This window comes from Marinobacter sp. (assembly GCF_046484525.1).
Taxonomy (GTDB): Bacteria; Pseudomonadota; Gammaproteobacteria; order Pseudomonadales; family Oleiphilaceae; genus Marinobacter.
In genome coordinates this window covers 21,324-46,872 of the sequence record NZ_JAWOIS010000051.1, presented here as the reverse complement: position 1 = coordinate 46,872, position 25,549 = coordinate 21,324, and the positions used below count along the sequence as shown (strand labels likewise).

Genomic DNA, 25,549 nt, shown 5'->3' with positions numbered 1-25,549 from the left:
GTCGCACCCGCGGGCAGTCCAAACTCAGGGGTGAGTCCAAACTCCGGTGTCAGATGAAGGCTCTCATCTGACACCCCGTCTCAGGCGTGGCAACGAGCCTTTAGCCGTTGCCTTTCTTCATCTGTTCATACTCGTTCTCGAAGAAGAACTTTTCCTCTCCGAAGGCCGGCTCCAGCTCATGCAGCCAGGTAGCCGTCTCGCTGTACTTGGCGAAGAACGGGCGCTGGACCCAGTCCGGGTTGCGGCCCTGGAGGAATCGCAGGACGAAGACTTTCTCGCCTTTGATCTCGGTGATGCCCTGGATTTCCACTTTGCCGGGGCCGGCGCTCATGGAGGGGCCTCGGGCGGTGCGGGCCAGGCCGGAGACCTGCTTCATGGCCTCGCGGTAAATGTTGTAAGCCTCGGCCAGGGGTACCTCGAAGTAGTTGTTGGCGCCGGTGTCCCGCTCTACGAACATGTAGTAGGGGATGATGCCCAGCTTTACTTCTTTCTTCCAGAGTTTGGCCCAGGCGTCGGCGTCGTCGTTCACATGCTTGATCAGCGGGCCCTGGGCGCGGATTTCGGCACCGGTGGCGCGGATGCGGCGGATGGCCTCTTCCGCAATGTCGGTGGTGATTTCCTGCCAGTGGTTGTAGTGGGCCATGATGGCGACATGCTTGCCGGCGTCGACCAGTTTGGCGAACAGCTCGATTAGTTCATCCGCATCCTTGTCGGTCACGAAGCGGTACGGCCAGAAGGTCAGGGCCTTGGTGCCGATGCGGATGGTCTGGATGTGGTCGAACTCCGGCTCCAGCAGCGGCTCAAGGTACTGGGCCAGGTTCTTGGTCTTCATCACCATGGGATCGCCGCCGGTAACCAGCAGGTCGGTCACTTCGGTGTGTTCTTTCAGATAGCCGTGAAGCTTCTCGGCTTCGGTGCTGGCCATCTTCAGGTCCTTGTCACCGACAAACTGCGCCCAGCGGAAACAGAAGGTGCAGTAGGAGTGACAGGTCTGGCCCTGGGCCGGGAAGAACAGCACGGTCTCGCGGTACTTGTGCTGCACGCCGTCCAGCACTTCGCCGTCCAGTTCCGGCATGTTCATTTCCATCTGGCCGGCCGGGTGCGGGTTCAGTTCGTCCCGGATCTCCTTGGCGGCCGCCAGGATTTCCTTCTTGTCGGCACCTTCCTTATGCAGCGCTGCCATACGCTCGAAATGTTCGTCCTTGAGCATCCCTTTCTGAGGGAAGACAAGTTGGTAGATCGGATCGTTGGGTACATTGTCCCAGTTGATCAGTTCGTTGATCACGTACTCGTTGACCCGAAATGGCAGCACGCTGGCTACCACTTTCATTTCAAACAGGGTCTCTTCAGGGAGATTCTGAATGATTTCGATCTTGTCGAGCTGGCGGTCGGTGTAGACCTTGAAGCGCCGTTCCTCGAACTCCGTAGCGGGAATCCGGTTCGGAAAGGTGACGATGGAGTTCATAGATCGCCCTCTGTTGTTGGCAATGACTGGAAAAGTGGTCAGACCACTTTTCCGGTGGTTAAAAAAGGGGCAGGCAAGTATACATAAATCGGAATTTATTTTCAGGTCTAATTAAAAAATGTCGCCAGAGATGGGCGATGTAAGGCCCTAGAGAGCTTAAAGGTAGCTGAATACAAAGGAAAAATGACTCTGAGAGAGAGGCAGAACGATCCCGGATCGTTTAGTGACGCTATGAAATTTGGGCGTGTTCGGAAAACTACGACCTTGGTCTGATCCTGGTTGTGTGGTGGTCTGAAAAAGGTCATTCTGGCGTAAGTAACCGCAATGGAATGTTGTTCGAAGGGTCATGAAGGCCCATTTGATTGCTTTGCTCAATCAAAATGTAGTAAAAACACTACAAATTCGGGCGCATCGATATGAGCGCGCTTTCGAATTACCGGCTGGCCGCGGGCCAAAAGCCTGATTCCACAAGGCCTGCCCGGCAGGAAAACTTTGAAAGCTGTTCTATGCTTGATGGAGGTTCCATGTGCTGTCCTGCAGTACCGCCATCAGGCTGATACACCCATAACAATTACTCTGCATTTCACGCAGCTTATCGACACCGTATGCGCAGCGGCCGCTGACCGTGGCCCGCGCTGCACCTTTTGATGCCAAGGGGAGGGTTTGATGTACCAGGACGATGATCCCATTGAAACCAGTGAATGGCTTGACGCACTGGAATCGCTGATCGAGAACGAAGGCGTTGAGCGAGTCAAATACATTCTGGAGCGACTCTCCGAGCGCGCCAGCCGCGATGGCACCGAGCTGCCGTATTCGATCACTACACCGTTCCGCAATTCCATTCCTGTTACCCAGCAGGCGCAGATGCCCGGTGATCTGTTCATGGAGCGTCGTATCCGTTCCCTGATCCGATGGAATGCCATGGCCATGGTGGTCCGCGCCAATAAACGCCCGGGCGATCTGGGTGGCCATATTTCCACCTTCTCCTCGGCCGCCACGCTGTACGACGTGGGCTTCAACTATTTCTTCCACGGTGGCGACGAGAAGCGCGAGTCCGATCTGGTGTACTTCCAGGGTCACGCGGCGCCGGGTATTTACGCCCGCTCTTTCCTTGAGGGCCGCTTCGAGGAACCCCAACTGGACAAGTACCGGGAAGAAGTGGATGGCGAAGGCCTGTCCTCCTACCCGCACCCCTGGCTGATGCCGGATTACTGGCAGTTCCCGACGGTGTCCATGGGACTAGGCCCCATCCAGTCGATCTACCAGGCTCACGTGATGAAGTACCTGCATAATCGTGAGCTGATCGATATGGACGGCCGCAAGGTGTGGGCGTTCGTTGGCGACGGCGAGTGCGACGAGCCTGAAACCCTGGGCTCCATCTCCAAGGCCGGGCGCGAGAATCTGGATAACCTGATCTGGGTGGTCAACTGTAACCTGCAGCGCCTGGATGGCCCGGTGCGTGGTAACGGTAAGATTGTCCAGGAGCTGGAAGGCGTGTTCCGGGGCGCCGGCTGGAATGTGATCAAGGTGGTCTGGGGTCGCATGTGGGACCCGCTGTTCGAGAAAGATGAAGACGGCATCATGCAGCGGGCCATGGACGAAATCTGCGACGGTGAGTTGCAGAATCTCACGTTCAAGGGTCCGGCCTACACCCGCAAGGAGTTCTTTGGCAGATCACCGGAGCTGGCCAAGCTTGCAGAGAACCTGTCCGATGAGGATATCCAGAAGCTGAATCGCGGTGGCCACGATCCATACAAGGTGTATGCGGCCTATCATCGTGCGGTCAACCAGGCCAACGGTAAGCCGACTGTGATTCTGGCTCACACCATCAAGGGCTACGGTTTCGGGGCCGCGGGCGAAGCCCAGAACACCGCCCATTCCCTGAAAAAACTGGACATCGACACCCTGAAGGAATTCCGCGACCGCTTCGGTGTGCCCCTGAAGGACGACGAGCTGGAGAATGTTCCCTACTATCGCCCGGCACCGGACAGCCCCGAGCTGGTCTATATGAAAAAGCGCCGGCAGGAACTGGGTGGCTTCTACCCCAAGCGCAACAAGGATTGCCAGCCGCTTCAGATCCCCGAGCTGAACATCTTCAAACAGGTGCTCGAAGGCTCCAATGGCCGTGAGATCTCCACCACCATGGCGTTCGTGCGCATCCTGACAGCCCTGGTGAAGGACAAGCGAATCGGCAAGCGTGTGGTACCGATCGTGCCGGACGAAGCACGGACCTTTGGTATGGAGGGTATGTTCCGCCAGCTGGGCATCTACACCTCCGAGGGCCAGAAATACGTGCCCCAGGACCGTGACCAGATCATGTACTACCGGGAGGACAAGAAGGGCCAGATCCTGCAGGAAGGCATCAACGAGGCTGGTGCCATGGCAACCTGGATGGCGGCGGCTACCTCGTACAGTTCCAACAGCTTCCCGCTGGTCCCGTTCTATGTGTTCTATTCCATGTTCGGTTTCCAGCGTGTGGGTGACTTGGCCTGGGCTTCCGGCGACATGCAGGCCCGCGGCTTCCTCATCGGTGGCACTGCCGGCCGCACCACGCTCAACGGCGAAGGTCTCCAGCACCAGGACGGTCATAGCCATGTGCTCGCCAATACCATTCCGAACTGCAAGGCCTACGACCCGGCCTACGGTTACGAGATGGCAGTCGTGATCCGCCAGGGTATGAAGGAGATGTTCGAGGAGAACCGGAACGTCTTCTACTACCTGACCATCGAAAACGAGAACTACGAACAGCCTGCAATGCCGAAAGATTGTGAGGACGGCATCATCAAGGGTATGTACAAGTTTGAATCGGTGGAGACCAAGGGTCGCAAGAAGAGCCCGCGGGTCCAGCTGCTCGGCTCCGGTGCCATCATGAACGAAGTGCGTGAAGCCGCCCGGATGCTGAAGGACGACTGGGGAGTGGCTTCCGACGTCTGGAGTGTGACCAGCTACAATGAGCTGGCCCGTGACGGCCAGCACGTGGAGCGCTGGAATCACCTGCACCCCGACGACAAGCCGAGGAAAGCCTACGTAACCCAGATGTTGGAGAATGCCCAGGGGCCGGTGGTGTCTTCCACCGACTACATCAAGCTGCATTCCGAGCAACTGCGTGCGTTTGTCCCCAAAACCTTCATGACCCTGGGTACCGACGGCTTCGGCCGGAGCGACACCCGCGAGAAGCTGCGTAACTTCTTCGAGGTGGATCGCTACTACGTGACCGTTACCGCTCTGGCAGCTTTGGCCAAAGATGGCGAGATCAAGCAGGAGCAGGTTCTCGAGGCCATGCGCAAGTACGGAATCGACCGCAACAAAACGAACCCGGTGCTGAGCTAAGGAGATCGCCATGAGTGAACAGGAAATCAAGGTTCCCGATCTCGGCGGCGCTGATGAAGTCGAGATCATCGAAATCATCGTCAGCGAGGGGGATTCGGTTGAGGAAGAAGATCCGATTCTGACTGTGGAATCCGACAAGGCGTCAGTCGAACTGCCGGCGCCTTTCAAGGGCAAGATCACCAGGATTACCGTCAAGGTGGGTGACAAGGTCAGTGAAGGCGATGTCGTCGGCATGATGGAGGTCAGCGGTAACTCTGGTGGCTCTGACGAATCGGCCGACCAGGAGCCGGAAGAGGAAAAGGCTGAAGAGAAATCCGAGACCAAATCGGAAGAGAGCAAGCCTGAGTCGAAGAAGAAATCCGGCGGCAATCGCAAGGAGACGGTCAAGGTCCCGAATCTGGACGGCTTTGATAACGTACCGGTCATCGAGATCAATGTTTCCGAAGGCGATACCGTTGACGCGGAAGATCCGCTGGTGACGGTGGAGTCCGACAAGGCGACGATGGAAGTGCCGTCGCCCTACGCCGGCAAGGTGGAAAAGATCCTGGTGAAGGAGGGCGACAAGCTCTCCGAGGGTGACGACCTGCTAGAAATGACCGTCGTCGAGGAAGGTGGCGAGGAGGAGGAAGCGCCTTCCGAGCCGGCAAAAGAAGACAAGAAAGAGAAAGCGGAAAGCAAGCCTGCCGAGAAATCCACGCAGGAAGCGGCGCCGCAGCCCCAGGGTTCCACTTACGAACCGCCGGCGCCAGGCGCCAAGGTCCATGCCGGCCCGGCTGTGCGTAAGCTGGCCCGGGAGTTGGGGGCGGACCTGACTCGTGTGAAAGGCTCCGGCCCTAAAGGCCGCATTATCAAGGATGATGTCCACGCCTATGTGAAGAGCCAGTTGCAGCAGGCCCAGCAGGGTGCTGGTGTGGCCACCGGCTCCGGCATACCGGGCGTGAAACTGCCGGACTTCAGCCAGTTCGGTGAGGTGGAGCGCGAGTCCATGTCGCGGATGATGGCGGCCACGGCCACCAACATGCAGCGCAGCTGGCTGAACGTGCCCCACGTGACCCAGTTCGACGAAGCCGACATCACCGAGATGGAGAGCTTCCGCAAGGCGCAGAAGGTAGCGGGCGAGAAGAAGGGCGTGAAGATGACGCCGCTTCCGTTCCTGCTCAAGGCCTGTGCGGCGGCGCTGGCGGAACTGCCCCAGTTCAACGTGTCTCTGGACATGGAGCGCAAGGAGGTGGTTCGCAAGAAGTACATCCACATCGGTATCGCGGTGGATACGCCGCATGGCCTGATGGTGCCAGTCATCCGTGACGTGGACCAGAAGGGGCTGTGGGAGCTGGCGGCCGAGAGTGCGGAGCTGGCCCAGAAGGCACGGGACAAGCAGCTGAAGCCAGCAGAGATGCAGGGCGCCTGCTTTACCATCACCAGTCTGGGTGGTATCGGTGGTACGGCGTTCACGCCGATTGTGAACACGCCGGAGGTGTCGATACTGGGTGTCTCCAAGGCGGCGATGAAGCCGGTCTGGGATGGCAACGAGTTCCAGCCGCGGCTGATGCTGCCGCTGTCGCTGTCCTACGACCACCGTGCGGTGAACGGAGCCGATGCGGCGCGGTTCACTAACACGCTGACGCAGCTGTTGGGGGATATTCGGACCCTGTTGCTTTAACTCTCCGCTGACTCCGCCCCCAGCCCTGATGGTTCGGGGGTGTCGAGAGGCGGGTACTGCGATTCAGAACACGCTACGAGCACCCTACGGGTCCGGCCAGCAATCACAGATTGCTGGCGTTCGCCTGCGCATGAAGCTTTGCTTCATAAACGCTTGGCTCACCCATGTGCGCTTGTTTCGGGCCGTCCCTGGCCCTCAACAGTTCTGAATCGCAGTACCCGCCTCTCTTTTTTGTCTCCGAGTTATCCCAGCTTTATTCGAACGCAGGGGGAGCAGAATGCTCCGGGGTCAGAAGAACGCCTTCTTCTGACCCCTTTCTTGGACTGATCCCCAATGCCCGGACGCTAAACCCGAACACTCCGGGGTCTGAAGAACGCTTTCTTCTGACCCCCTTCTTGGACTGATCCTCAGAACTTTGGGGCTGACCTCCAAAACGGGGTCAGATGAAGGTTTTCATCAGACCCTGGGTTGGCCAAACGGTGTCAGGTCAAAGCGGATCGGAGCGCAGCGATAAAACCTGGTGCTCTCCCAGAAACGAAAAAGCCCCGGCAAATGCCGGGGCCTTTCCGAGTTAACTTCTACTAAGGAATGATTAGAAGTTATATTGCGCTGCGAACATCAGGCGGTTTGCGTCGTCGCTTTCGCCACCCTGGTTCTCAGAGTTATAGTACCCGTACTCAACACCCATCATGACGTTCTTGACCGGGGTCCACTGGTAGTTAACGAAAGCGTTTTCGTTGGTTTCGCCAGCAGTGGGGTCGTTCAGGTCATCTACGTCCAGTTTGGTCATACCATAAGTGGCATTAATCGTGCGGCCGCCACCAAGGCTGATAGAGGCGCCAAATGTACCACCCATACCGGAAATAGTTTCCAGGTCGCCGTTGGCGTCAATGTAGGCATCGTCGCCACCAGAACGGTACAGGTAACCATTAGCACCGTCAGTGTAGTTGATTGCGCCCCGGATCGTGATCATGTCGGACAGGGCCATACTCGCAGCGCCAAACACCGCATATCCCATAGCCGAGTCATCAGTGTCGTTGACCGGATCGTCATATTCATTTTGCTTGACCAGCGCAGCGGCAGCGTAGGAGAAACCACCAGCGCTATCTTCCAGTCGTGCGGTCAGAGCCGGCATGCCATTTTTACTGTCGTCGAAGCCACCGCCTTTAGGGTCCTCGATAGCGAACGACAAAGGTCCGGTTGTGTAACGAATCTGGGTAGTACGTGATCCATAGCCGGCTACGCCTGCCACGCCGTCAAAGTCCAGAGTTGAGGTTGTGCCGACAAAGCTGTTGTAGTTGGACCAGGTCTGGCCAGCCAGAATGCCGTTGTAGGAACCGTAGGCGTGACGAAGGCGAAGGGCCCCTCCTTTATAATCCGCACCCATGAAGTCGCCTTCGATATTAACCATGACGCCTTCAGAATGGGTGGCTTTCACACCAATCCGGCTCTGAGCAGCAGCGGCACCAAAATGACCGTCTACGTCTTGGCTATCATCGACAGTTGGGAAACTACCGCCTCGGTGACCTGAATTTGCGACATTTTCATCCATGTCGTAGCTCATGTTCAGACGGGCATAACCGTAAACACTCGCATCTACGTCGCCAGCGCTGAAGCTGAAGGCCTGTGCCTGGGCTGCCATACCGAAGATGGTTGCTGCTGCCGTCGCACGAATCGCCATTCTCAATTTATTGTTGCTTTGCATCGTTGTTGTCTCCACACATTTGTTGTTGTTGGACCCACAAACACGGTAGTTACGAATCCATGACAATTCAAATAAATTCGTCGATTAATTAGACGAATGTCTATAGTCGATTTTCGTTGATATACAGACATCTGCGGTTGACCTTTCGTCGTAATGGTGCGCAATGACCTCCCCAGGTACATACCTTGAAGACAACCCCTTTGCGTTTCTGGATATTGAAACCACCGGGGGGCAATTCTTCCCGTGATCGCATAACGGAAATCGGTATCCGGGAATTTCTGCCAAAGCCAAACGTGCCCTCGAATTTGCTGCTGGGCATCATGGATGAGTTACTGCGGGTGCCGGGCATGTACCGATTCTACGGTGAGAATGATGTGTTGCTCTATGTCGGAAAGAGCACCAATATCCCCGAGCGGGTGACCTCCCATTTTTCCGGGGATTACAACTCCAGCCGCCCCTCGGCCGGTGTAAGGGTGTCTGTGAAGGGAAGCAGGATGTTGTCAGACACAATCCACCGTGCACCACGAAGACGAACTCCATGACCTCTCCTTGAGCGGCCAGGTCGTGACCTTTGACCTCGATTCCTACAAACTGTTGGTCAAGGCACTGATGGGGTGTGACGGAAAGCCCGGACGCCTGATCAAGTTACCGTACACAGGAACGCCGGATGTGCTTATGTCCTGAGTGGCGTATTATGGTCTGGTCCGCACTCCTACCTAGTGCGAATTCGAAACATTGCCTGCTATGTTTAAGGTTTGGATACCGCTGAGAGAGAGATATGAATAAAGAGCCCGTTTCCCGCGAACTGTTTGATGAAGTCATGGTGCCCAACTACGCCCCCGGAAGCATTATCCCGGTGCGCGGCGAGGGTTCCCGTATCTGGGACCAGGAAGGTCGCGAGTTCGTGGATCTCCAGGGTGGCATCGCTGTGACCTGCCTCGGCCATTCCCACCCCGGACTCATTGGCGCGCTTCAGGATCAGGCCGAAAAAATCTGGCACCTCTCCAACGTCATGACCAATGAACCAGCGCTGCGCCTGGCCAAGACCCTGTGCGACCTCACCTTCGCCGAACGGGTATTCTTCGCCAACTCCGGCGGTGAAGCCAACGAAGCCGCCTTCAAACTGGCCCGCCGCTATGCCTGGGAACACTACGGCCCGGAAAAGAACGAAATCATCTCGTTCAGGAATTCCTTCCACGGTCGCACCCTGTTCACGGTCAGTGTGGGCGGTCAATCCAAATACCTGGAAGGTTTCGAACCCGCGCCTGGCGGCATTCATCATGCCGAATACAACAACCTCGATTCTGTAAAGGCCCTGATCTCCAAAGAGAAGACCTGCGCGATTGTGGTTGAACCGATCCAGGGCGAGGGCGGCGTCATGCCGGCTGATCCTGAATTCCTCAAAGGCCTGCGTGAGCTGTGCGATGAAAACGACGCGCTGCTGGTCTTTGACGAAGTCCAGACCGGCGTCGGCCGCACCGGCCACCTGTACGCCTACGAAATGTACGACGTCACCCCGGACATCCTCTCCAGCGCCAAAAGCCTCGGCGGTGGCTTCCCGGTGGCGGCCATGCTCACCACCGCCAAAATCGCCACCAGCCTCGGCGTCGGCACCCACGGCAGCACCTACGGCGGCAACGCCCTCGCCTGCGCCGTGGCCCAGAAAGTCGTCGACACCATCAGCCAGCCGGAGATTCTCAAGGGCGTCAAAGCCCGCTCGGACAAACTGCGCAAGGGCATGATGGACATCGGAGAACGCCACGGCATCTTCAGCGAAGTCCGCGGCGCCGGTATGCTGCTGGGTTGTGTATTGACCGAAAAATGGCAGGGCAAGGCCAAGGACTTCCTGAATGCGGGTCTGGATGAGGGCGTAATGGTGCTGGTCGCCGGCGGAAACGTTGTTCGTCTCGCGCCGTCCCTGATCATCCCCGATCAGGATATCGAAGAAGCGCTGGAACGCTTCGAAAGAGCGGTTGAGAAGTTGACGGCATAATGACGAAGTAGGCCGGTGCCCGGTTTCCCCTTCCGGGAATGTTGAAGGCCAAGGATGGCCTGAAACAAGCGCACATGGACGTGCTCGTAGCGGTTCCCGGAAGGGGAAACCGGGCACTGGCCGGGCGGGCAGTTCCAAAATAAGGAATGCCCAACTCAAGAACAACAGGAAGCAACTATGTGGCTAGTCCGTCCCGCAACCCCAACTGATCTGGAACCGATCCTGGAAATCGCAGGCGCCCAAGGCGCGAGACTGTCCTCGACGCTCCCGAAACAGAAGGAAGCCCTGGCCAGCAAAATCCAGCACTCCCTGGACTCCTTCGTCGGGAAAACTAACGCCGAAGAGCCCCCAAGGTTCCTCTTCGTCCTCGAAAATACCGAAACCGGCGAAATCTTAGGCACCGCGGGCATCGACACCCGCGCCGGCAACGGCCAGCCATTCTACAATTACCGCCGGGACGCACTGATCCACGCCTCCCATGAACTGGGCGTCTCCCGCCGTGTCGAAGTGCTCTACCCGAGCCACGGCCTGACCGACCAGAGTCTGCTGTGCTCCTTCGCCATCAAACCCGAATTGCGGAACGCCGACACCTTCGAGCTGCTTTCCCGGGCCCGCCTGCTGTTCATCGCCGAGCACCGGTCATGGTTCAGCAACCGCATGGTCGTCGAGATCCAGGGCATACAGGAAGAGGATGGCCGGGTGCCCTTCTGGGACAGCCTCGGGCGGCACTTCTTCAACATGGATTTTCAGACTGCGGATCAGTACTCGGGAACCCTCAGCAAGACCTTCATTGCCGAACTGATGCCGCCTAATCCGATCTATGTCACCCTGCTCAGCACAAGGGCCCAGGAAGCACTGGGGCAGCCGCACAAGCTGACTGTTCCCAACCTGGAGCTGCTGCAGCGGGAAGGCTTTCATGCCGGATGCTACCTCGATATCTTCGATGCCGGCCCGGTGCTGGAGGCCCGTACCGACAGCCTGCGGACGCTGGTGACCAGCAACCGCAAGGAACTGCATGGCAGTCACGAAGACGCCGGGGAAACCTGCCTGATCTCGGCAGGAGAAGGCGATGGTTTCCGTTGCACCCTGACGCCGGTTGCCGAGACTCTCGAAGAGAAAGTGAAAGTCCCGGTTCGCATCTGGCAGCTGCTCAACAAGAGCGCTGGCGACACGGTAAGGATCGCGCCGCTATGACACGGAATCGCAAACAGGAGGCCCGGCCATGCTGGTAATCCGGCCACTGCAGGAAAACGATCTCGACGACCTATACACCATGGCGCTTAATGCCGGTAAGGGCCTGACCACCCTGCCGGCGGATCGTGAGTTGCTGCAACGCAAGATCGATCATGCCCGGGAAACCTTCAACCAGCGGTGTGCGCCGGAAGCCGGGCTGTACCTGTTCGCACTTCAGGACAGTGACACCGGCAAGGCCGTTGGCATCAGTGGAATCGAGGCCCGGGTTGGCCTGGACGAGGTGTTCTACAACTACCGGCTGAGCCTCACCGTTAACGCATCGAAAGAGCTCGGCGTGCATGTGAGGACTCCGACCTTGCAATTGTCCAACGACATGACAGACACCAGTGAGATCTGTTCCCTGTTGCTGTCGGACGACTACAAAGGCGGAGGTAACGGACTGCTGCTGTCCCGGTGTCGGTTCATGTACCTGGACGAGTTCCGCAAACATTTTTCCGAGAAAGTCTTCGCTGAAATGCGCGGAGTGTCAGACCGGAACGGGCAGAGTCCGCTCTGGGATGCCCTGGGGGCCAAGTTTTTCGACATGGAATTCAGTGAGGCGGACAAGCTCTCGGGGCTCGGCAACAAGTCGTTCATCGCCGAGCTGATGCCCAAGTACCCAATCTATGTGCCGATGCTGCCGGACTCGGCACGGGCGGTCATTGGCCGGGTACACGAGAACACCGTGCCGGCGCTGAAGATGCTTCAGGCCGAGGGGTTCAATTTCAACGGTCTGGTGGACATTTTTGATGGTGGACCCGTGGTGGAAGCGTTTGTGCACAACATACGTACCATCCGTGAGAGCGTGAACCGCTATGTCCTGATCACCAGCAAGCCCATGAGCTTGGAGGCGCCGCCAGCGGAGCGAGTGATGGTTTCAAACCGCTCTTTCCGGGACTTTCGGGTGACCACGCTGCCGGCGAAGTACATTGGCCCCGAGACCGTACGAATGTCACCGGAGGTGGCCGAGGCGATGCAGGTGCAGTCGGGGGATTCGGTGCGCCTGGCACCCTTGAAAGAAGGCGGTTTCTGGCCCATTCATTCCCATGGGGAAAGCGATAATACTGATGAAATATCCCAGAGCAGGATCAGGAAGTACCGCAGCCATTCATCGTGGGACTGAGGTGCGGATGACAGGAACTCCAGGACCGGGAGGTGTGGAAACATGGCGAATCTGACAGGTGAAATCTTTATCGACGGATTGTGGCTGACCGGTCACGGTCTCCCCTTTGAATCCGTTCAGCCGGTGACTGGTGAAACCGTATGGGATGGTACCGGCGCGAACCTGGAAGACGTCGATGCCGCCGTCCGTGAAGCCCGCAATGCATTTGTAAAATGGCAGCGCAAGAGTTTTGCCGAACGGCAGGCGGTCATTGAAGCCTTCCGCGATCAGCTGGAAACACACAAGGAAGACCTGGCGCACCAGATTGGACTGGAGACCGGCAAGCCGCTGTGGGAATCCCGCACCGAAGTGGCCGCCATGATGGGCAAAGTGGCAATTTCCATCAAGGCCTACAACGAGCGTACCGGTCACACCGAGTCTGATGTGGCCGGCGGCCATGCCGTATTGCGGCACCGGCCCCACGGTGTGGTGGCCGTCTTCGGTCCCTACAACTTCCCGGGCCATCTGCCCAATGGTCACATTGTTCCGGCGTTGCTGGCGGGCAACACCGTGGTTTTCAAGCCCAGTGAGCTGACGCCAGGCGTGGCGGAAATGACGGTCAAATACTGGGAAAAAGCCGGGCTGCCCGATGGCGTGATCAATCTGGTGCAGGGTGGTGCTGATACTGGCCGATCCCTGGCCAGCCACCCCATGATCGATGGCCTGTTCTTCACCGGCAGCTCCAACGTGGGTCACCTGCTGCACCAGCAGTTCGGCGGCCAGCCCGAGAAAATCCTCGCGCTGGAGATGGGCGGTAACAACCCCCTGATCGTCCAGGATGTGGCGGATGTCGACGGTGCGGTCCACCATGCGCTTCAGTCCGCGTTCCTGTCAGCGGGACAGCGCTGTACCTGCGCCCGGCGATTGCTGGTGCCCAAAGGCAAGAAAGGGGATCAGTTCATGGAGCGCCTGGTTGAGGTGGCCGGCAGGATCAAAGTTGGTGAATTCGATGCCGATCCCCAGCCGTTCATGGGTTCGGTAATCTCCGTGGGAGCGGCGGACAAGCTGCTGGCTGCCCAGGCGAGCATGCTGCAGCAGGGCGGCAAGTCACTGCTGGAGATGAAGCAACTGAAACCGGAGACCGGATTGCTGTCGCCGGGTATTATCGACGCCACCGGCCTGGACCTGACCGATGAGGAGTTCTTCGGTCCATTGCTCACGGTCTATCGCTACAAGAGCTTCGATGAGGCGCTGGAGCTGGCCAATGATACCCGCTATGGGCTGTCAGCGGGCCTGCTGTCGGATGACCGCAAGCTCTATGACCGGCTGGTGGAAGAAGTCCGGGCCGGCATCGTAAACTGGAACCGGCCCCTGACCGGCGCCAGCAGTGCCGCGCCCTTCGGTGGCGTCGGCGCCAGCGGAAACCACCGCCCCAGCGCCTACTATGCCGCCGATTACTGTGCCTGGCCCATGGCCTCCCTCGAGGCCCGCAAGAGCGAACTGCCCGAGAGCCTGGCGCCGGGCCTGACCTTTGATTGACGGAACGAGAGCTATGAGCCAGCACGCGATAGAAGCAAACTTTGACGGCCTGGTCGGACCCACCCACAATTACGCCGGGTTGTCCTGGGGAAATGTCGCCTCCAAATCCAATGTCCGTTCGGTGTCCAATCCGAAGGAAGCGGCACTCCAGGGTCTGGCCAAGATGAAACGGCTGGCCGATCGGGGGTATGTGCAGGGCATCCTGCCGCCCCACGAGCGGCCGTACATTCCGACGCTCCGGGCCTTGGGGTTCTCCGGCTCCGATGCGGAGGTTCTGAAGAAAGCAACGGCCGAGGCGCCTTCGATCCTGGCGGCAGTTTCCTCCGCGTCGCCTATGTGGACAGCAAACGCCGCGACGGTCTCGCCGAGCGCCGATACCGCCGATCACCGGGTGCACTTCACGCCTGCGAACCTGAGTGCCAAGTTCCATCGTTCCATCGAGCATGAGGTGACCGGCCGCGCCCTGAAGGCCATCTTCACCGACGAGAGCTACTTCGCCCACCACCCGGCGTTGCCCTCGGTCAGCCATTTCGGGGATGAGGGAGCCGCTAACCATACCCGGCTGTGCAGCGGTTACGGTGATCCCGGCGTGGAGCTGTTTGTGTATGGCCAGATTGCCTTCAACGAAGAGGCCCCGGCGCCTGTGAAATACCCGGCCCGGCAGACTCTGGAAGCGTCACAGGCGATTGCCCGGCTGCATGGCCTGAGGGAGCGGAATCTGGTATTTGCCCAGCAGAATCCGGCCGCGATTGATGCCGGCGTGTTCCATAATGACGTCATCGCTGTCGGTAATGGCAACACCCTGTTCTACCACGAGCTGGCGTTCCTGGAAGAGGAGCGGGTGCTGGCGGATATTCGTTCCCGGCTTTCCGGAGCGGAGCTGGAGGCGGTCAGAGTCAGTGGCGCTGACGTGCCCCTGGAAGATGCGGTCGCCTCCTATCTGTTCAACAGCCAGCTGCTGAATACGCCCGACGGCATGCTGCTGGCGGTCCCGGGCGAGTGCCGGGAAATTCCCACGGTCAGTCGTTACCTGGACTCCCTGGTGGCCTCTGGCGGCCCGATCACCTCGGTGGAAGTGTTTGATGTCAAACAGTCCATGAGGAACGGTGGTGGTCCGGCCTGTCTGAGATTGCGGGTGGTGCTGACCGACGATGAGCTCAAGGCGATCAACCGGGGGGTGATCCTCACGGATCAGTTGTATGAGCGCTTGACCACCTGGGTGGAAGCGCACTACCGGCATGAGCTGTCCCAGGAGGAGCTGGGCGATCCCATGTTGCTGGAAGAGGTGCGTAAGGCACTGGACGAGCTCACCGGTATCCTGGGGCTCGGCTCGATCTACGACTTCCAGCTTTAAGGCGTGGAACTCACGCCCGGATCATGCGCTGATCGATGAGGTCAGCATATCCATGGTGTGTCGTATGAGGGTATCGGCGAAGAAATCGCAGGTGCCCTCGGCCAATTCCGCCTGGCACAGCAAAATCACGCCATGCAGGGCGCCACGCAGGTAGAGCGCGGTTTCGAAGGGATCACGAATCCGTTCCCGGCTCATGGTGCCATCGGCAAGCCCCTGCTCGATGGCGCCCACCATCAGTTTCATCAGCTCGTTCTTGGAACACAGCATCTCGTGTGCCTGGATTTCGTCGGCATCGGCCATGGCGGTGGAGGCCTTGGTCAGGGCCGAGAAGTAATCCGGTTCGTCCTGGTAGAACCGGTAGTAAGCCTCGCCCATGGCGCGGATCTGGGCCAGCCCCTTACCCTGCGTTTTCCGCGCTTCCTCGAACCGGCATACCAGGCTCTGGCCTGCCCGCAACATGATCCCTCGCTGAATCGCTGCCTTGTCCTTGAAGTACACGTACAGCAGGGCGCGGCTCAGACTCGCGCTGCGGGCGATGTCGTCCATCGAGGTTTTGTCATACCCCTTCTCGGAAAACACCCGTTCGGCGGCGTCCAGAATGGCATCATGGCGGGCCTGCTTTTCGCGTTCGCGGCGGGATTTCAGTGGTTCAGTCATGGGGATTTCCGATTGGTTCAAACAGCCAGGTCATGATACCTGAAACCCGATAAGAACCGATTATTGACAATATGTCAAAGAATGACATGATGTCTTAGAATCGGCGGGGTAATCCACGGATGCGGTTGCCCCTATCCGAAGGCATGGATGAAAGGATCGGTTATGAAAATGCATCGACTTGTCGCAGCGGTCGTTCCCGTTGCGCTGTTCTCATTGTTGCTGGCGGGCTGCAAGGCGGGTGATGTGTCACCGGAGACCAAGCCTCAGGCTGTTTCCGTCCGGGTGGCGGAGATATCCGGTGGCCAGGAGCAGGGGCTCCCACTCAGGTTTTCCGGTATCGTTCAGGCGGCGCAACGGGCGACCCTGACCTTCCAGGTCAGTGGTACTCTCAGGGAGCGTTCCGTTGAGCTGGGTGAGAGCGTGAAAGCTGGAGACATGCTGGCCCGCGTGTATAACCCGGCGTTGGAGCCGGCCACGGATTCGGCCCGGGCCCGGCTCGAAGAACTGGTGGCCCAGTATGAACAGGCGGGGCGCGAGTGGGAACGTTCCAGCCGCCTGCATGAGCGAGGCGTGGTCTCTGAACAGGCGCTGGAACAGATTGCCGCCCGGCGGGACAGCCTGAAAGCCAGTGTCGCCACGGCCGAGGCCTCTTTGGCGGAAGCAAGGCGGTTGCTGGAGGAGGGCACCCTGAAGGCGCCTTTTGCCGGCAGGATTGAAGCCCTGCTGGTGGAGAAAGACGAGTTTGTCGCTGCCGGTCAGCCGGTCGTGAGGTTGTCCTCTCCCAGTGGCCGGGAAGTGGAAGTTCGGGTGCCGGCCTATCTGTTGGACCATGTCCGCCTCGGGCAAACGTTGCCGGTATGGGCTGTACACGACCGGGCGCTCCCGGCGGTGAACGGCTCCGTTGTCGAGATTGCCCAGGGTAGTGCGATCCGGGGTGAACTGCACCCGGTATTGGTCAGCTTGCCGAAAGCGTCCCTGGAGCCCGGGCAGCCGGTGGAAATAGGGATTACCCCAACCAGTGTTCCGGCAATAATAGTGCCTTTGCTGGCCGTTCTCCGCGACCCCGAGGGTACCAGCGTATTCCGGGTTCGCGATGATCGGGCTGATCGTATTCCGGTGAAGGTTCAGCGCATTGTCGGCGAGCAGGTTGCAGTGCGCTCCGAGGTGCTAAAGCCGGGCGATCAGGTGGTCTATGCGGGCCTGACGCGGCTGGCGGACGGCGATACCGTGGAGATCCGGCGATGACCCACCGGCTGCTGAACGCCCAGCGTCTGCTGGGCATGGTGGTGACCATGCTGTGTCTGCTCGGGATTGCCGCCTACAGCACCATGCCCCGGCAGGAAGATCCTTCTTTTCCCTACCGGGCGGGCATGATCACGGTGAACTATCCGGGTGCCAGTGCTGAGGCGGTGGAGCGGTTGGTTCTGCAGCCCTTGGCCGATGAGCTGCGCCAGGTGGAGGAAGTGGAGTTCAGTCAGGGCACGGCGCGCACTGGGGTGGCCCTGATCAAACTGCGTCTCGAAGATCATATCTATGATACCGACCCGGCCTGGGACCGGGTCCGTCAAGCCATGGAACGGGCCAGACTGGACTTTCCCGATGACGTGGGCCAGATGGCGCTGGATGATCGCCTGATCGATATACCGGCCATCGTTCTGGCCGTTGGAGGCTCCCCTTCGGTGACGGAGCTCTCGACAGTCGCTGAGCGCTTGAAGCGCAATCTTGCCGATATCTCCGGTATGTCCCGCATAGAACTCGAGGGCGACGCCGACGAGCAGATTACCTTGGCCCTCGATGATGCCGCGTTGTTCCGTCTGGGCATCTCACCCTCCCGGATACTTGATACCCTGGCAAGGCGCAACCAGACCATCCCCGGTGGGTTCGTGGTGGTGAACGGCCGACGGTTGTCAGTCCTGCCCAACAGTGAATTTACTGATATTGACGCGATCCGTGCCACCCCCATCGAATTGCCTGACGGCTCCCAGGTGCCATTGGCGGCCGCTGCTGATGTCTGGCGGGGGCCTGCCGAACCGCGCCAACCGGAGACCTGGTATGACGGTGAACGGGTGGTGCTGGTTTCCCTCATCATGGAGGAGGACACCACCGATGCCATCCGCTTTGGTGAGCAAGTGCGCGAGCGGCTCGAACAGCTGCGCCCGGATTTCACTCCCTTTGAGATCCGCGAAATGTTCTTCCAGCCGGGCAAGGTGGAAGAACGGCTGGACAACCTCGCCTGGAGCCTGGTCCTTTCAGTACTGATTATCGTCGGCGTGGTTTTCACTGGCATGGGTTTACGCATGGGATTGCTGGTCGCTTCCATTCTGCCCATGGTGGCCATGATCAGTATCGGCCTGTACGACCTCGGCGGCGGTGTGCTGCACCAGGTGGCGGTTATCGGCATGGTGATATCGCTGGGAATCCTGATCGACAACGCGATCGTCATCGTGGAAAACATCCAGTGCCACCTGGATCAGGGCATGCGACGGCTCGATGCCCTGCGCCAGGCCGTGAGTGAGCTGGCGGGGCCTCTGGGTGCCTCCACCGGTACCACCCTGGCTGCGTTTGCGCCGCTGTTGCTCTCCAAGGGTGGTGCCGCGGACTTCACCCGAGGTGTTCCGGTGATGATCATGCTGACGTTGTCGGTCAGTTACCTGCTAGCCATCTCCGCCGTGCCGTTGCTGGCCGCAAAATTCCTGAAGCCCCGGAAAAACCTGCACCGTGACCGGCTGATCGGCCTGGCCCGGTTCCTGGGCGGGCTGGTGGCGAACTATCCGAAAGGGTTGATTGCTGCTGGAGCAATACTGGTGGCCATCAGCATCGCCCTGACACCCCTCACGGCACAGCAGTTCTTCCCCAATGCCGACCGCCCCAGAGTGATTGTGGAACTTTACATGCCCGAAGGCACTGACCAGGCTCGCACCGCCGAGGCCGCCGCCCGCCTGGAACAGGCCATCCGGACCCAACCCGAAGCCCTGGAGGTTCACCGTTTCGTCGGCTTTACCGGCCCGAGTTTCTATTACAACCTCCAGCGGGCACCCCAGGCGCCTAATCGGGCCCGACTGGTCATTCGTACCCCGACCCTGGCCGATACGACCGACATGGTGCGCTGGGTGCGGGCCCACGCCAGTGAACAGATGCCGGAACTGGATCTGACCGTCGGTGTGCTGGGTCAGGGACCACCCCGCGCTGCACCGGTGGAGATCCGCATCTACCACGCCGACGATACTAAAAGGACAGAAGCGGTTGAACAGGTGTTTGCGACACTTCGGGGGGTGCCGGGAACAGTGGATATCCGCCACGACCTGGACATCGGCGTCCCCAGCATTGCGATCAATGTCGATGACGCCTCCGCCGCCCGTTATGGCCTGACCCGTGCCGATGTGGCCCAGAGTCTGTATGGCCAGAGCTTTGGCGTGGTCGCTGAACGCTACCGACAGGAAGACGATCCCATTCCCCTGGTTCTGCGCTCCCGGGAAGGGACCGCGTTGCCCCTGTCACGCTTGTTGTCCGTCAATATCTACAACAGCAATGGTGACGCAGTCCCCCTGGCGGCGGTGGCGAGCGTAGAGACCAGCTGGGAGCCGGCTGTCCGGTATCTCCGGGACGGTGTTCCGGTTAATACCGTCACCGCCAACCTGCTCGAGGACTACAGCTTTAGCCAAGCATTGGATGGCCTCTACTCCGGGCTAGAAAATAACCCGCTGCCTGAGGGGACCCGGATGGAAATGGGCGGCGATGCCGAAGGCTCGGGCGATGCCAACGGCGCGCTGCTCAAGGCCGCGCCCATCGGTGTGTTATTGCTGCTGTTCTTTCTGCTGCTGCAGTTCAACTCATTTCGGCGGGTGGGCGTCATTCTGCTGACCGTACCCCTGGCCGCCGTCGGTATTTTCCCGGGCCTGGTCCTGTCCGGCTCGCCGTTCGGCTTCCAGTCTCTGCTGGGGGTCATTGCCCTGGTGGGCATCGTGGTGAACAACGCGATCGTGCTGCTGGACGTCATGGACCGAGAGCTGGAGCAGGGCAGGGGCATCCGCGATGCCGTCCGGAGCGCCGTCGAACAACGCACCCGGCCGATCCTGCTCACCACCGCCACCACCGTCGCCGGCCTGTTGCCGCTGGCGTTCTCCAGTAGCACCCTCTGGCCGCCGATGGCCTGGGCGATTATCTCAGGCCTGCTGGCCTCTACCGTGCTGACGCTGTTGGTGGTGCCCTCGGTTTGTGTGCAGGTGATTCGGGATAAAGTACCGGAACCGGAGAATGCGCCGGCTTGAGGGGTGAAAATGGGGTCAGAAGAAGGCTTTCTTCAGACCCCATCTTCACCTTCCCGGGCCGCTCGCCCTGGCCCGGATCATCAACCCGACCCGCTGCCCCACCGGCACCTCCCGGTTGGGAAACACAATTGCCTCCGACACTTCACCCACCCGGTAACAGGTCTCTCCATCTTCCCAGATCACCGTTCCTGGCTCGTATTCGGTGAAATTGGCTACGTCATCAGGAATATGGAACCGGAAGCTTTCCCCGGTGTTCAGGATTTCATGGACGACCTCGAAAATGGTGAGGCGTTCAGACCCATTCGATTGCCCAGGCGTGGGCTCTCCACGAAACCGCCGCCGCAGTGCATCACGGATCCCGGCAAAGCGGCCGAGATCATTCTGCCCGAACGGCTGCACCTCCCCAAGCTCCACGGTAAAACTCTCCGCGCCCAGCTCCGAGGAAGTGAACGACGAAAACGTGGTGCCGGCCTTGTGCTGTAGAAGCAGCGTCTCCACCTCCGCCTCCAGCAAGAAGCGACATTGCCCGGCAGGAACCTCCCGCCCCTCGACAAACGGATAGAGCGCGAACTTCTCCCGAAGGGAAGGGCGGATTGCGGTATGCAGATCGTAATGACTTAACGCCAGCCCCGAATGCTTCCGGGCAAACTCCCGACACAACTGCTCAAGCTCCGAAGCACGGGCGGCCTCAGGTAGCCCCCGGTATTCGTCCCGGCGATGGGCTCCGGCAAACAACCGGTTCATGTTGACGTCAACAAACCGCTCACCCGCAACCATGGCAGCCGGATTCCCCAGGATCAGCAACAGCGGACAAGTGAGCGTCCACTCGCCGGCCAGGAGTTCGTTTACAAGCTGATTCAACACCTCAATCGGCGCCGTCTCGTTGCCGTGTACTCCGGCAGAGACAATCAGGGCTTCGTGGTTGGGATTTGAGTGAGTAGCAGCCGGAGTCAGCTCCAACACGCCGATGGCGGGCCGAACGACGTCGGTTCCATCCGGCAGCCGGGACAGGGCTGGGGTCGGTTCGGCAGAAGCGTTGGCAAGGGTATGCGCAAGCCAATCAGAATAGGCATCAAAAAGCGCACTAAAACCTGACATAGCTTAATCCCCGAAAAGAGTCTGGGGCCAACCGGGATACTGCCTCCCGGGAGGCAGTATCCCGGTTGGCCCTGCACCATAAGTTGGAAATTTTAAGCTGCTAGCTCAAGAAGCCACAGCCCTCTGATGCCGCAAAAGATGATTCTCAAGCTTGCGAAAAGCAAACACCAGAATAAACGTCAGCGCCATATAAACCAGCGCGACAAAGATAAACGCATCAAACGGCGCATAAAACCGAGAGTAAATATTCCGCGCCGCCCCCGTCAGATCCACAATGGTCACCACACTCGCAATCGCACTCGAATGCAGCATGAAAATCACCTCATTCGCATACGCCTGCACCGCCCGCCGGGCCGCACTCGGCAACACAATGCGCTGCATCCGCAGCCACCAGTTCATGCCATAGGCCTTGGCCGCCTCAATTTCCCCGTGCGGAGTCGACACAATCGCCCCCCGGATAATCTCCGTGGTATAGGCACACGTGTTCAAAGCGAACGCCAGCAGGGCCGGATAGAACGGCTCCCGGAAAATCTCCCACCAGAAGGTCTCCTGGATACCGGGAATCTGGGCAATGCCGTAGTAGATGATATACAGCTGGATCAGCAGCGGTGTACCGCGGAACAGATAGGTATACAGCCACACCGGTCCGGACACCAGCGGGTTTTTCGAAGTGCGCAGAATCGCCAGTGGAATCGCGAACACCAGACCGATAACCAGCGACAGGAATACCAGCTGCACCGTATTCACCAGGCCATCCCAGTATTCCATGATGGTCATGGCGGTGAAAATTTCGTTCTGGTTTAGCCACTGGGCAATAAAATCAGGCATACCTTAACCCCCCTGAACCACACCGACATTGGCCCGCGTGTTGAGCCATTTGATAAAAAGCTCGGAACCCGCTGTCAGAATCAGGTATACCGCCGCCACCGGAATGAAGAAATGGAACGGCATGCGTTCCGCCTTGGCTGCCTCCTCGGCAACCCGGACCATATCGGTGAGACCAATGATGGACACCAATGCCGTGGTTTTCAGCAGTACCTGCCAGTTATTACCGATGCCCGGTAGGGCGTGGCGCAGCATCTGCGGAAACATGATTCGCCGGAAAGTATGCCAGCGCGTGAACCCGTAAGCCCTTGCCGCCTCGATCTGGCCCGTCTCCACTGCCAGAAAGGCTCCTCGGAAGGTCTCTGTCATGTAGGCGCCAAAAATAAGCCCGATCGTAACCACCCCGGAGATGAACGGATCGAACTGGAAGAAAAAGTCGATTTCGTAGGCTTCCCATATCCAGTCCGACAGCATGTTCACCGTCACCTGGCCGCCGTAATAGAACAGCAGCATCATCACCAGATCGGGAATGCCCCGGACCACGGTCGTGTAGAAGGTTGCAATGGCTTTGGCGAGGCGATTCCCGGACAGTTTCGAGGATGCGCCAACCAGCCCCAGAGTCAGGGCCAGGACCAGGGAGAGGAACGCCAATTCTATGGTGACCACTGCTCCGTCGAGCAGTTCCGGGCCATAGCCTTTAAGGTCAAGCATTGGGAAATCCGGTAGAGAGGGGCAGCCACAGGACTGCCCCTGACAGTTTAGATCTTGATGTCGTATTTGAAGTATTTCTTCATGATGGTGTCGTAGGTGCCATCATTCTTGAGTTTCTTCAGAGCTGCGTTCACCTTGTTGGCCAGATCCTTGTCACGCTTGCGCATGGCAACGGCTACGCCCTCGCCCAGCTTGACCGGCTCGCCCACTTCCTTGAAACCTTCCTGGGAGAGAATGGTCTGTTCGCCCACCGGGTAGTCTACAAACACCACATCCAGGCGCTGACCTTCCAGGTCCAGAACCATGTCTTCAGCAGTGGTGTAGCGCTTGATAGTGGCAATGCTGCCGAATTCCTCGGTGGCATAGGTGTCCATGGTGGTGCCACGTTGCACACCGATGACCTTGCCTTCCATCTCTTCCTTGCTGCTCACATCAGCAGAGAACCCGTCACGGGCGAACCAGCCACCCGGAGTGATGTAGTACGGGTCGGAGAACAGAACGCGCTCTGCACGCTCTTCGGTGATGGACATGGATGAGAAGATGGCGTCGTACTTACGTGCCAGCAGACCGGGAATCATGCCGTCCCAGGCCTGGATGACGAATTCGCATTCGGCCTTGAGTTCCTCGCACATGGCTTCGGCCAGCTCGACTTCGAAGCCGGTCAGTTCACCGTTTTCATCTCGGTACTCGAACGGCTCGTAGGGCACGTCGAAGGCGAGGCGAATTTCTTTCCAGTCCTTGGCCTGGACGGTGCCGGCGGCCATGGCCAGGGCACAACTTGCTGCAACGATCAGTTTTTTCATGTGTCACTTCTCCAATTTTATGCCTTGTGGGATATTTTTTAGGTATTTTTATTCCGACACAGGACAAGATAGCACTCAGCGTCAGAACTTGGGAGCCAGGAACTGTTTCATGCGCTCCGAGTCAGGGGTATCGAATACTTTTTGAGGCGATCCCTGTTCCTCGATCACGCCCTGATGCAAAAACAGGACCTGAGTTGACACATCCTTTGCAAACGCCATTTCGTGGGTGACCACGATCATGGTGCGGCCTTCCTCGGCCAGGCTTTGCATGACCCTCAGCACCTCGCCCACCAGTTCCGGGTCAAGGGCCGATGTGGGTTCGTCAAACAGCATCACTTCCGGTTCCATGGCGAGTGCCCGGGCGATGGCAGCGCGTTGCTGCTGGCCGCCAGACATCTGGGCCGGGTAGTAATCCTTGCGTTCGTAGATGCCGACTTTGTGGAGATAGGCCTCAGCGCGCTCAATGGCTTCCTTTTTGGGGACCTTGAGCACGTTGACCGGCGCTTCAATGATATTTTCCAGCACCGTCATGTGAGACCAGAGGTTGAAGCTCTGGAAGACCATGGAGAGCTTGGAGCGTATCTGCTCAACCTGTTTGTTATCGGCCGGAATCCGCTCACCCTTGCGGTTCGTGGCGAACCGGATTGGGTCACCGTGCACAATAATGTCGCCGGAGGTAGGTGTCTCCAGCAGATTGATGCAACGCAGAAAGGTGCTCTTGCCAGACCCGGAACTGCCAATCAGAGACACCACATCGCCTTTGCGGGTCTCCAGTGACACTCCCTTGAGTACTTCAAGCTTGCCAAAGGTCTTGTGAATGTCCCTGCAGATCAAGGGAGCTTGGTCCGCCATGGGTGACTCCTGAGATTTAGTTCAAAGGAGCATGTTTTACGGATTGTGGCGACCGAAATCAATACCTGATTGCTGAGGATTGCGACTGTTCGACATGACTTGGCTGCGAATCACCCTGTTTCCTTGCTGTTCCATATCCTTCAGTGCATCTCTGACAAAGCGCACATGGGCGCTCGCCACCCTCTGGGCCGCCGCGGGTTTGCAGTTTATGATGGCATCATAAAGCTGTCGGTGCTGGCGCACGATGGTCTTGCGCATTTCTTCCCGGGGATTGAGATTGGAAACCGATGCCTGGACCGTCAGTAGCATCATGCTCTTCAGGCCGCTCAGAAGGTGGACCAGGACCGGGTTGTGCGACGCCTCGACAATGGCCTGATGGAAGCCGTGGTCCGGTTTGGCGTTGCTTAGCGGATCGGTTTCCTCCAGTGCCTGGAAGGCCTTGGTAATGCGGTGCTTGTCCATACTGGTGGCACGTTGGGCCGCCAGGAAGGCCGCCTGTCCCTCAAGTTGCTCCCTGACTTCAAGGAGGTCATAGAGTGTGCGTGGATGGCCCTCGTAAAGCTGCATCAGCGGGCTTTGTTCCTCGAACTCGCCGGTCTCCGGGATCAGGCTGGCGACAAAGGAACCCTTGCCGTGCCGGGTTTCGATCACGCCCCGGCCCTGCAGTTCGTGCAGGGCTTCGCGGATGATTGCACGGGACACACGCAGGCGTGCTGCGAGCTGTCGTTCGGATGGAATCTTTTGGCCTGGAGCCAGTCCTCCATCAAGGATGAGACGCTCCAGCCGATACGAAATTTCCTGGGAAATAGCCATGGGATTGCCTGTGTGAATCGTGGTCTGACCAGTTACTCTTGTAATTGTTCGTGATTGGTCCGTCAACCAATGTGCTCCCAAGCCCCTAAAATATGGCTGATCGCGCGGAATTCGTCCATTTACCTTACAGGAAAAACTGGT

General features: G+C 58.8%; 20 protein-coding genes. 11 read left to right on the top strand and 9 right to left on the bottom strand.

Annotation, left to right across the window (positions count from 1 at the left end; genetic code table 11):
• Positions 1-100: 100 nt before the first annotated feature.
• Positions 101-1,465, bottom strand: a complete 1,365-nt coding sequence (locus R6W86_RS11395) for a KamA family radical SAM protein (RefSeq protein ID WP_410329480.1) — start codon at positions 1,463-1,465, stop codon at positions 101-103.
• A gap of 666 nt (positions 1,466-2,131) precedes the next feature.
• Here R6W86_RS11395 and aceE point away from each other — a divergent pair.
• Complete coding sequence (aceE, locus tag R6W86_RS11390; RefSeq protein WP_410329479.1) at positions 2,132-4,795, top strand: pyruvate dehydrogenase (acetyl-transferring), homodimeric type; 2,664 nt, start codon at positions 2,132-2,134, stop codon at positions 4,793-4,795.
• Between the two features lie 10 nt (positions 4,796-4,805).
• On the top strand, positions 4,806-6,455 hold the full coding sequence (gene aceF, locus R6W86_RS11385; protein ID WP_410329478.1) for a dihydrolipoyllysine-residue acetyltransferase: 1,650 nt from the start codon (positions 4,806-4,808) through the stop codon (positions 6,453-6,455).
• Positions 6,456-7,047: 592 nt separating this feature from the next.
• On the opposite strand, the gene R6W86_RS11380 is transcribed toward aceF, so the two are convergent.
• Positions 7,048-8,160: a DcaP family trimeric outer membrane transporter gene (locus tag R6W86_RS11380; protein ID WP_410329477.1), complete on the bottom strand. Its 1,113-nt coding sequence runs from the start codon at positions 8,158-8,160 to the stop codon at positions 7,048-7,050.
• 320 nt (positions 8,161-8,480) lie between these two features.
• On the opposite strand from R6W86_RS11380, the gene R6W86_RS11375 reads away from it, so the two are divergent.
• The 7 genes from R6W86_RS11375 (at position 8,481) to astB (ending at position 15,381) form a co-directional block, all read left to right on the top strand.
• Entirely contained in the window at positions 8,481-8,702 is a 222-nt protein-coding gene (locus R6W86_RS11375; protein WP_410329508.1) for a GIY-YIG nuclease family protein, read from the top strand.
• Positions 8,677-8,844, top strand: a complete 168-nt coding sequence (locus tag R6W86_RS11370; protein WP_410329511.1) for a hypothetical protein — start codon at positions 8,677-8,679, stop codon at positions 8,842-8,844. The genes R6W86_RS11375 and R6W86_RS11370 overlap by 26 nt, the downstream gene beginning before the upstream one ends.
• Positions 8,845-8,938: 94 nt before the next feature.
• On the top strand, positions 8,939-10,153 hold the full coding sequence (locus R6W86_RS11365; protein ID WP_410329476.1) for an aspartate aminotransferase family protein: 1,215 nt from the start codon (positions 8,939-8,941) through the stop codon (positions 10,151-10,153).
• A gap of 177 nt (positions 10,154-10,330) precedes the next feature.
• The gene (locus tag R6W86_RS11360; RefSeq protein WP_410329475.1) at positions 10,331-11,347 is read left to right on the top strand and encodes an arginine N-succinyltransferase; all 1,017 of its coding nucleotides are present in this window, start codon (positions 10,331-10,333) and stop codon (positions 11,345-11,347) included.
• 28 nt (positions 11,348-11,375) lie between these two features.
• Positions 11,376-12,509, top strand: coding sequence for an arginine N-succinyltransferase (gene astA / locus R6W86_RS11355; protein WP_410329474.1), 1,134 nt, complete (start codon positions 11,376-11,378; stop codon positions 12,507-12,509).
• Positions 12,510-12,551: 42 nt separating this feature from the next.
• Positions 12,552-14,027, top strand: a complete 1,476-nt coding sequence (gene astD, locus R6W86_RS11350; RefSeq protein ID WP_410329473.1) for a succinylglutamate-semialdehyde dehydrogenase — start codon at positions 12,552-12,554, stop codon at positions 14,025-14,027.
• Between the two features lie 13 nt (positions 14,028-14,040).
• Positions 14,041-15,381: an N-succinylarginine dihydrolase gene (gene astB, locus R6W86_RS11345; protein WP_410329472.1), complete on the top strand. Its 1,341-nt coding sequence runs from the start codon at positions 14,041-14,043 to the stop codon at positions 15,379-15,381.
• Between the two features lie 21 nt (positions 15,382-15,402).
• On the opposite strand, the gene R6W86_RS11340 is transcribed toward astB, so the two are convergent.
• Positions 15,403-16,038, bottom strand: a complete 636-nt coding sequence (locus R6W86_RS11340; RefSeq protein ID WP_410329471.1) for a TetR/AcrR family transcriptional regulator — start codon at positions 16,036-16,038, stop codon at positions 15,403-15,405.
• A gap of 162 nt (positions 16,039-16,200) precedes the next feature.
• Here R6W86_RS11340 and R6W86_RS11335 point away from each other — a divergent pair, with 162 nt between their 5' ends.
• Together R6W86_RS11335 and R6W86_RS11330 are read left to right on the top strand one after the other, a co-directional pair.
• The gene (locus R6W86_RS11335; RefSeq protein WP_410329470.1) at positions 16,201-17,283 is read left to right on the top strand and encodes an efflux RND transporter periplasmic adaptor subunit; all 1,083 of its coding nucleotides are present in this window, start codon (positions 16,201-16,203) and stop codon (positions 17,281-17,283) included.
• Entirely contained in the window at positions 17,280-20,306 is a 3,027-nt protein-coding gene (locus R6W86_RS11330; protein WP_410329469.1) for an efflux RND transporter permease subunit, read from the top strand. Before R6W86_RS11335 ends, R6W86_RS11330 begins: the two co-directional genes overlap by 4 nt.
• Positions 20,307-20,351: 45 nt before the next feature.
• Here the strand turns inward: R6W86_RS11330 and astE are convergent, their stop codons facing one another.
• The 6 genes from astE to R6W86_RS11300 form a co-directional block, all read right to left on the bottom strand.
• Positions 20,352-21,404: a succinylglutamate desuccinylase gene (gene astE / locus R6W86_RS11325; protein WP_410329468.1), complete on the bottom strand. Its 1,053-nt coding sequence runs from the start codon at positions 21,402-21,404 to the stop codon at positions 20,352-20,354.
• A 105-nt stretch (positions 21,405-21,509) separates the two neighbouring features.
• Positions 21,510-22,232, bottom strand: coding sequence for an ABC transporter permease (locus tag R6W86_RS11320; protein WP_410329467.1), 723 nt, complete (start codon positions 22,230-22,232; stop codon positions 21,510-21,512).
• A gap of 3 nt (positions 22,233-22,235) precedes the next feature.
• Positions 22,236-22,940 carry an ABC transporter permease gene (locus R6W86_RS11315; protein WP_410329466.1) on the bottom strand — a complete coding sequence of 235 codons (705 nt, stop codon included), beginning with the start codon at positions 22,938-22,940 and terminating at the stop codon, positions 22,236-22,238.
• Positions 22,941-22,987: 47 nt separating this feature from the next.
• Positions 22,988-23,743: a transporter substrate-binding domain-containing protein gene (locus tag R6W86_RS11310; RefSeq protein ID WP_410329465.1), complete on the bottom strand. Its 756-nt coding sequence runs from the start codon at positions 23,741-23,743 to the stop codon at positions 22,988-22,990.
• Between the two features lie 81 nt (positions 23,744-23,824).
• Entirely contained in the window at positions 23,825-24,595 is a 771-nt protein-coding gene (locus R6W86_RS11305) for an ABC transporter ATP-binding protein (protein ID WP_410329464.1), read from the bottom strand.
• A gap of 36 nt (positions 24,596-24,631) precedes the next feature.
• Positions 24,632-25,408 (bottom strand): FCD domain-containing protein, encoded by a 777-nt coding sequence (locus R6W86_RS11300; RefSeq protein ID WP_410329463.1) that lies wholly within the window; start codon positions 25,406-25,408, stop codon positions 24,632-24,634.
• Between the last annotated feature and the right edge of the window lie 141 nt (positions 25,409-25,549).

Excerpts from the sequence above, each read along its gene's own strand:
- R6W86_RS11360 (WP_410329475.1), top strand. The coding sequence starts at position 10,331 with ATGTGGCTAGTCCGTCCCGCAACCCCAACTGATCTGGAACCGATCCTG.
- R6W86_RS11365 (WP_410329476.1), top strand. The coding sequence starts at position 8,939 with ATGAATAAAGAGCCCGTTTCCCGCGAACTGTTTGATGAAGTCATGGTG.
- R6W86_RS11300 (WP_410329463.1), bottom strand. The coding sequence starts at position 25,408 with ATGGCTATTTCCCAGGAAATTTCGTATCGGCTGGAGCGTCTCATCCTT.
- R6W86_RS11340 (WP_410329471.1), bottom strand. The coding sequence starts at position 16,038 with ATGACTGAACCACTGAAATCCCGCCGCGAACGCGAAAAGCAGGCCCGC.
- astB (WP_410329472.1), top strand. The coding sequence starts at position 14,041 with ATGAGCCAGCACGCGATAGAAGCAAACTTTGACGGCCTGGTCGGACCC.
- R6W86_RS11395 (WP_410329480.1), bottom strand. The coding sequence starts at position 1,465 with ATGAACTCCATCGTCACCTTTCCGAACCGGATTCCCGCTACGGAGTTC.
- R6W86_RS11330 (WP_410329469.1), top strand. The coding sequence starts at position 17,280 with ATGACCCACCGGCTGCTGAACGCCCAGCGTCTGCTGGGCATGGTGGTG.
- R6W86_RS11380 (WP_410329477.1), bottom strand. The coding sequence starts at position 8,160 with ATGCAAAGCAACAATAAATTGAGAATGGCGATTCGTGCGACGGCAGCA.
- astE (WP_410329468.1), bottom strand. The coding sequence starts at position 21,404 with ATGTCAGGTTTTAGTGCGCTTTTTGATGCCTATTCTGATTGGCTTGCG.
- R6W86_RS11310 (WP_410329465.1), bottom strand. The coding sequence starts at position 23,743 with ATGAAAAAACTGATCGTTGCAGCAAGTTGTGCCCTGGCCATGGCCGCC.
- R6W86_RS11375 (WP_410329508.1), top strand. The coding sequence starts at position 8,481 with ATGGATGAGTTACTGCGGGTGCCGGGCATGTACCGATTCTACGGTGAG.
- astA (WP_410329474.1), top strand. The coding sequence starts at position 11,376 with ATGCTGGTAATCCGGCCACTGCAGGAAAACGATCTCGACGACCTATAC.
- aceE (WP_410329479.1), top strand. The coding sequence starts at position 2,132 with ATGTACCAGGACGATGATCCCATTGAAACCAGTGAATGGCTTGACGCA.
- R6W86_RS11335 (WP_410329470.1), top strand. The coding sequence starts at position 16,201 with ATGAAAATGCATCGACTTGTCGCAGCGGTCGTTCCCGTTGCGCTGTTC.
- R6W86_RS11315 (WP_410329466.1), bottom strand. The coding sequence starts at position 22,940 with ATGCTTGACCTTAAAGGCTATGGCCCGGAACTGCTCGACGGAGCAGTG.
- aceF (WP_410329478.1), top strand. The coding sequence starts at position 4,806 with ATGAGTGAACAGGAAATCAAGGTTCCCGATCTCGGCGGCGCTGATGAA.
- R6W86_RS11305 (WP_410329464.1), bottom strand. The coding sequence starts at position 24,595 with ATGGCGGACCAAGCTCCCTTGATCTGCAGGGACATTCACAAGACCTTT.
- R6W86_RS11320 (WP_410329467.1), bottom strand. The coding sequence starts at position 22,232 with ATGCCTGATTTTATTGCCCAGTGGCTAAACCAGAACGAAATTTTCACC.
- astD (WP_410329473.1), top strand. The coding sequence starts at position 12,552 with ATGGCGAATCTGACAGGTGAAATCTTTATCGACGGATTGTGGCTGACC.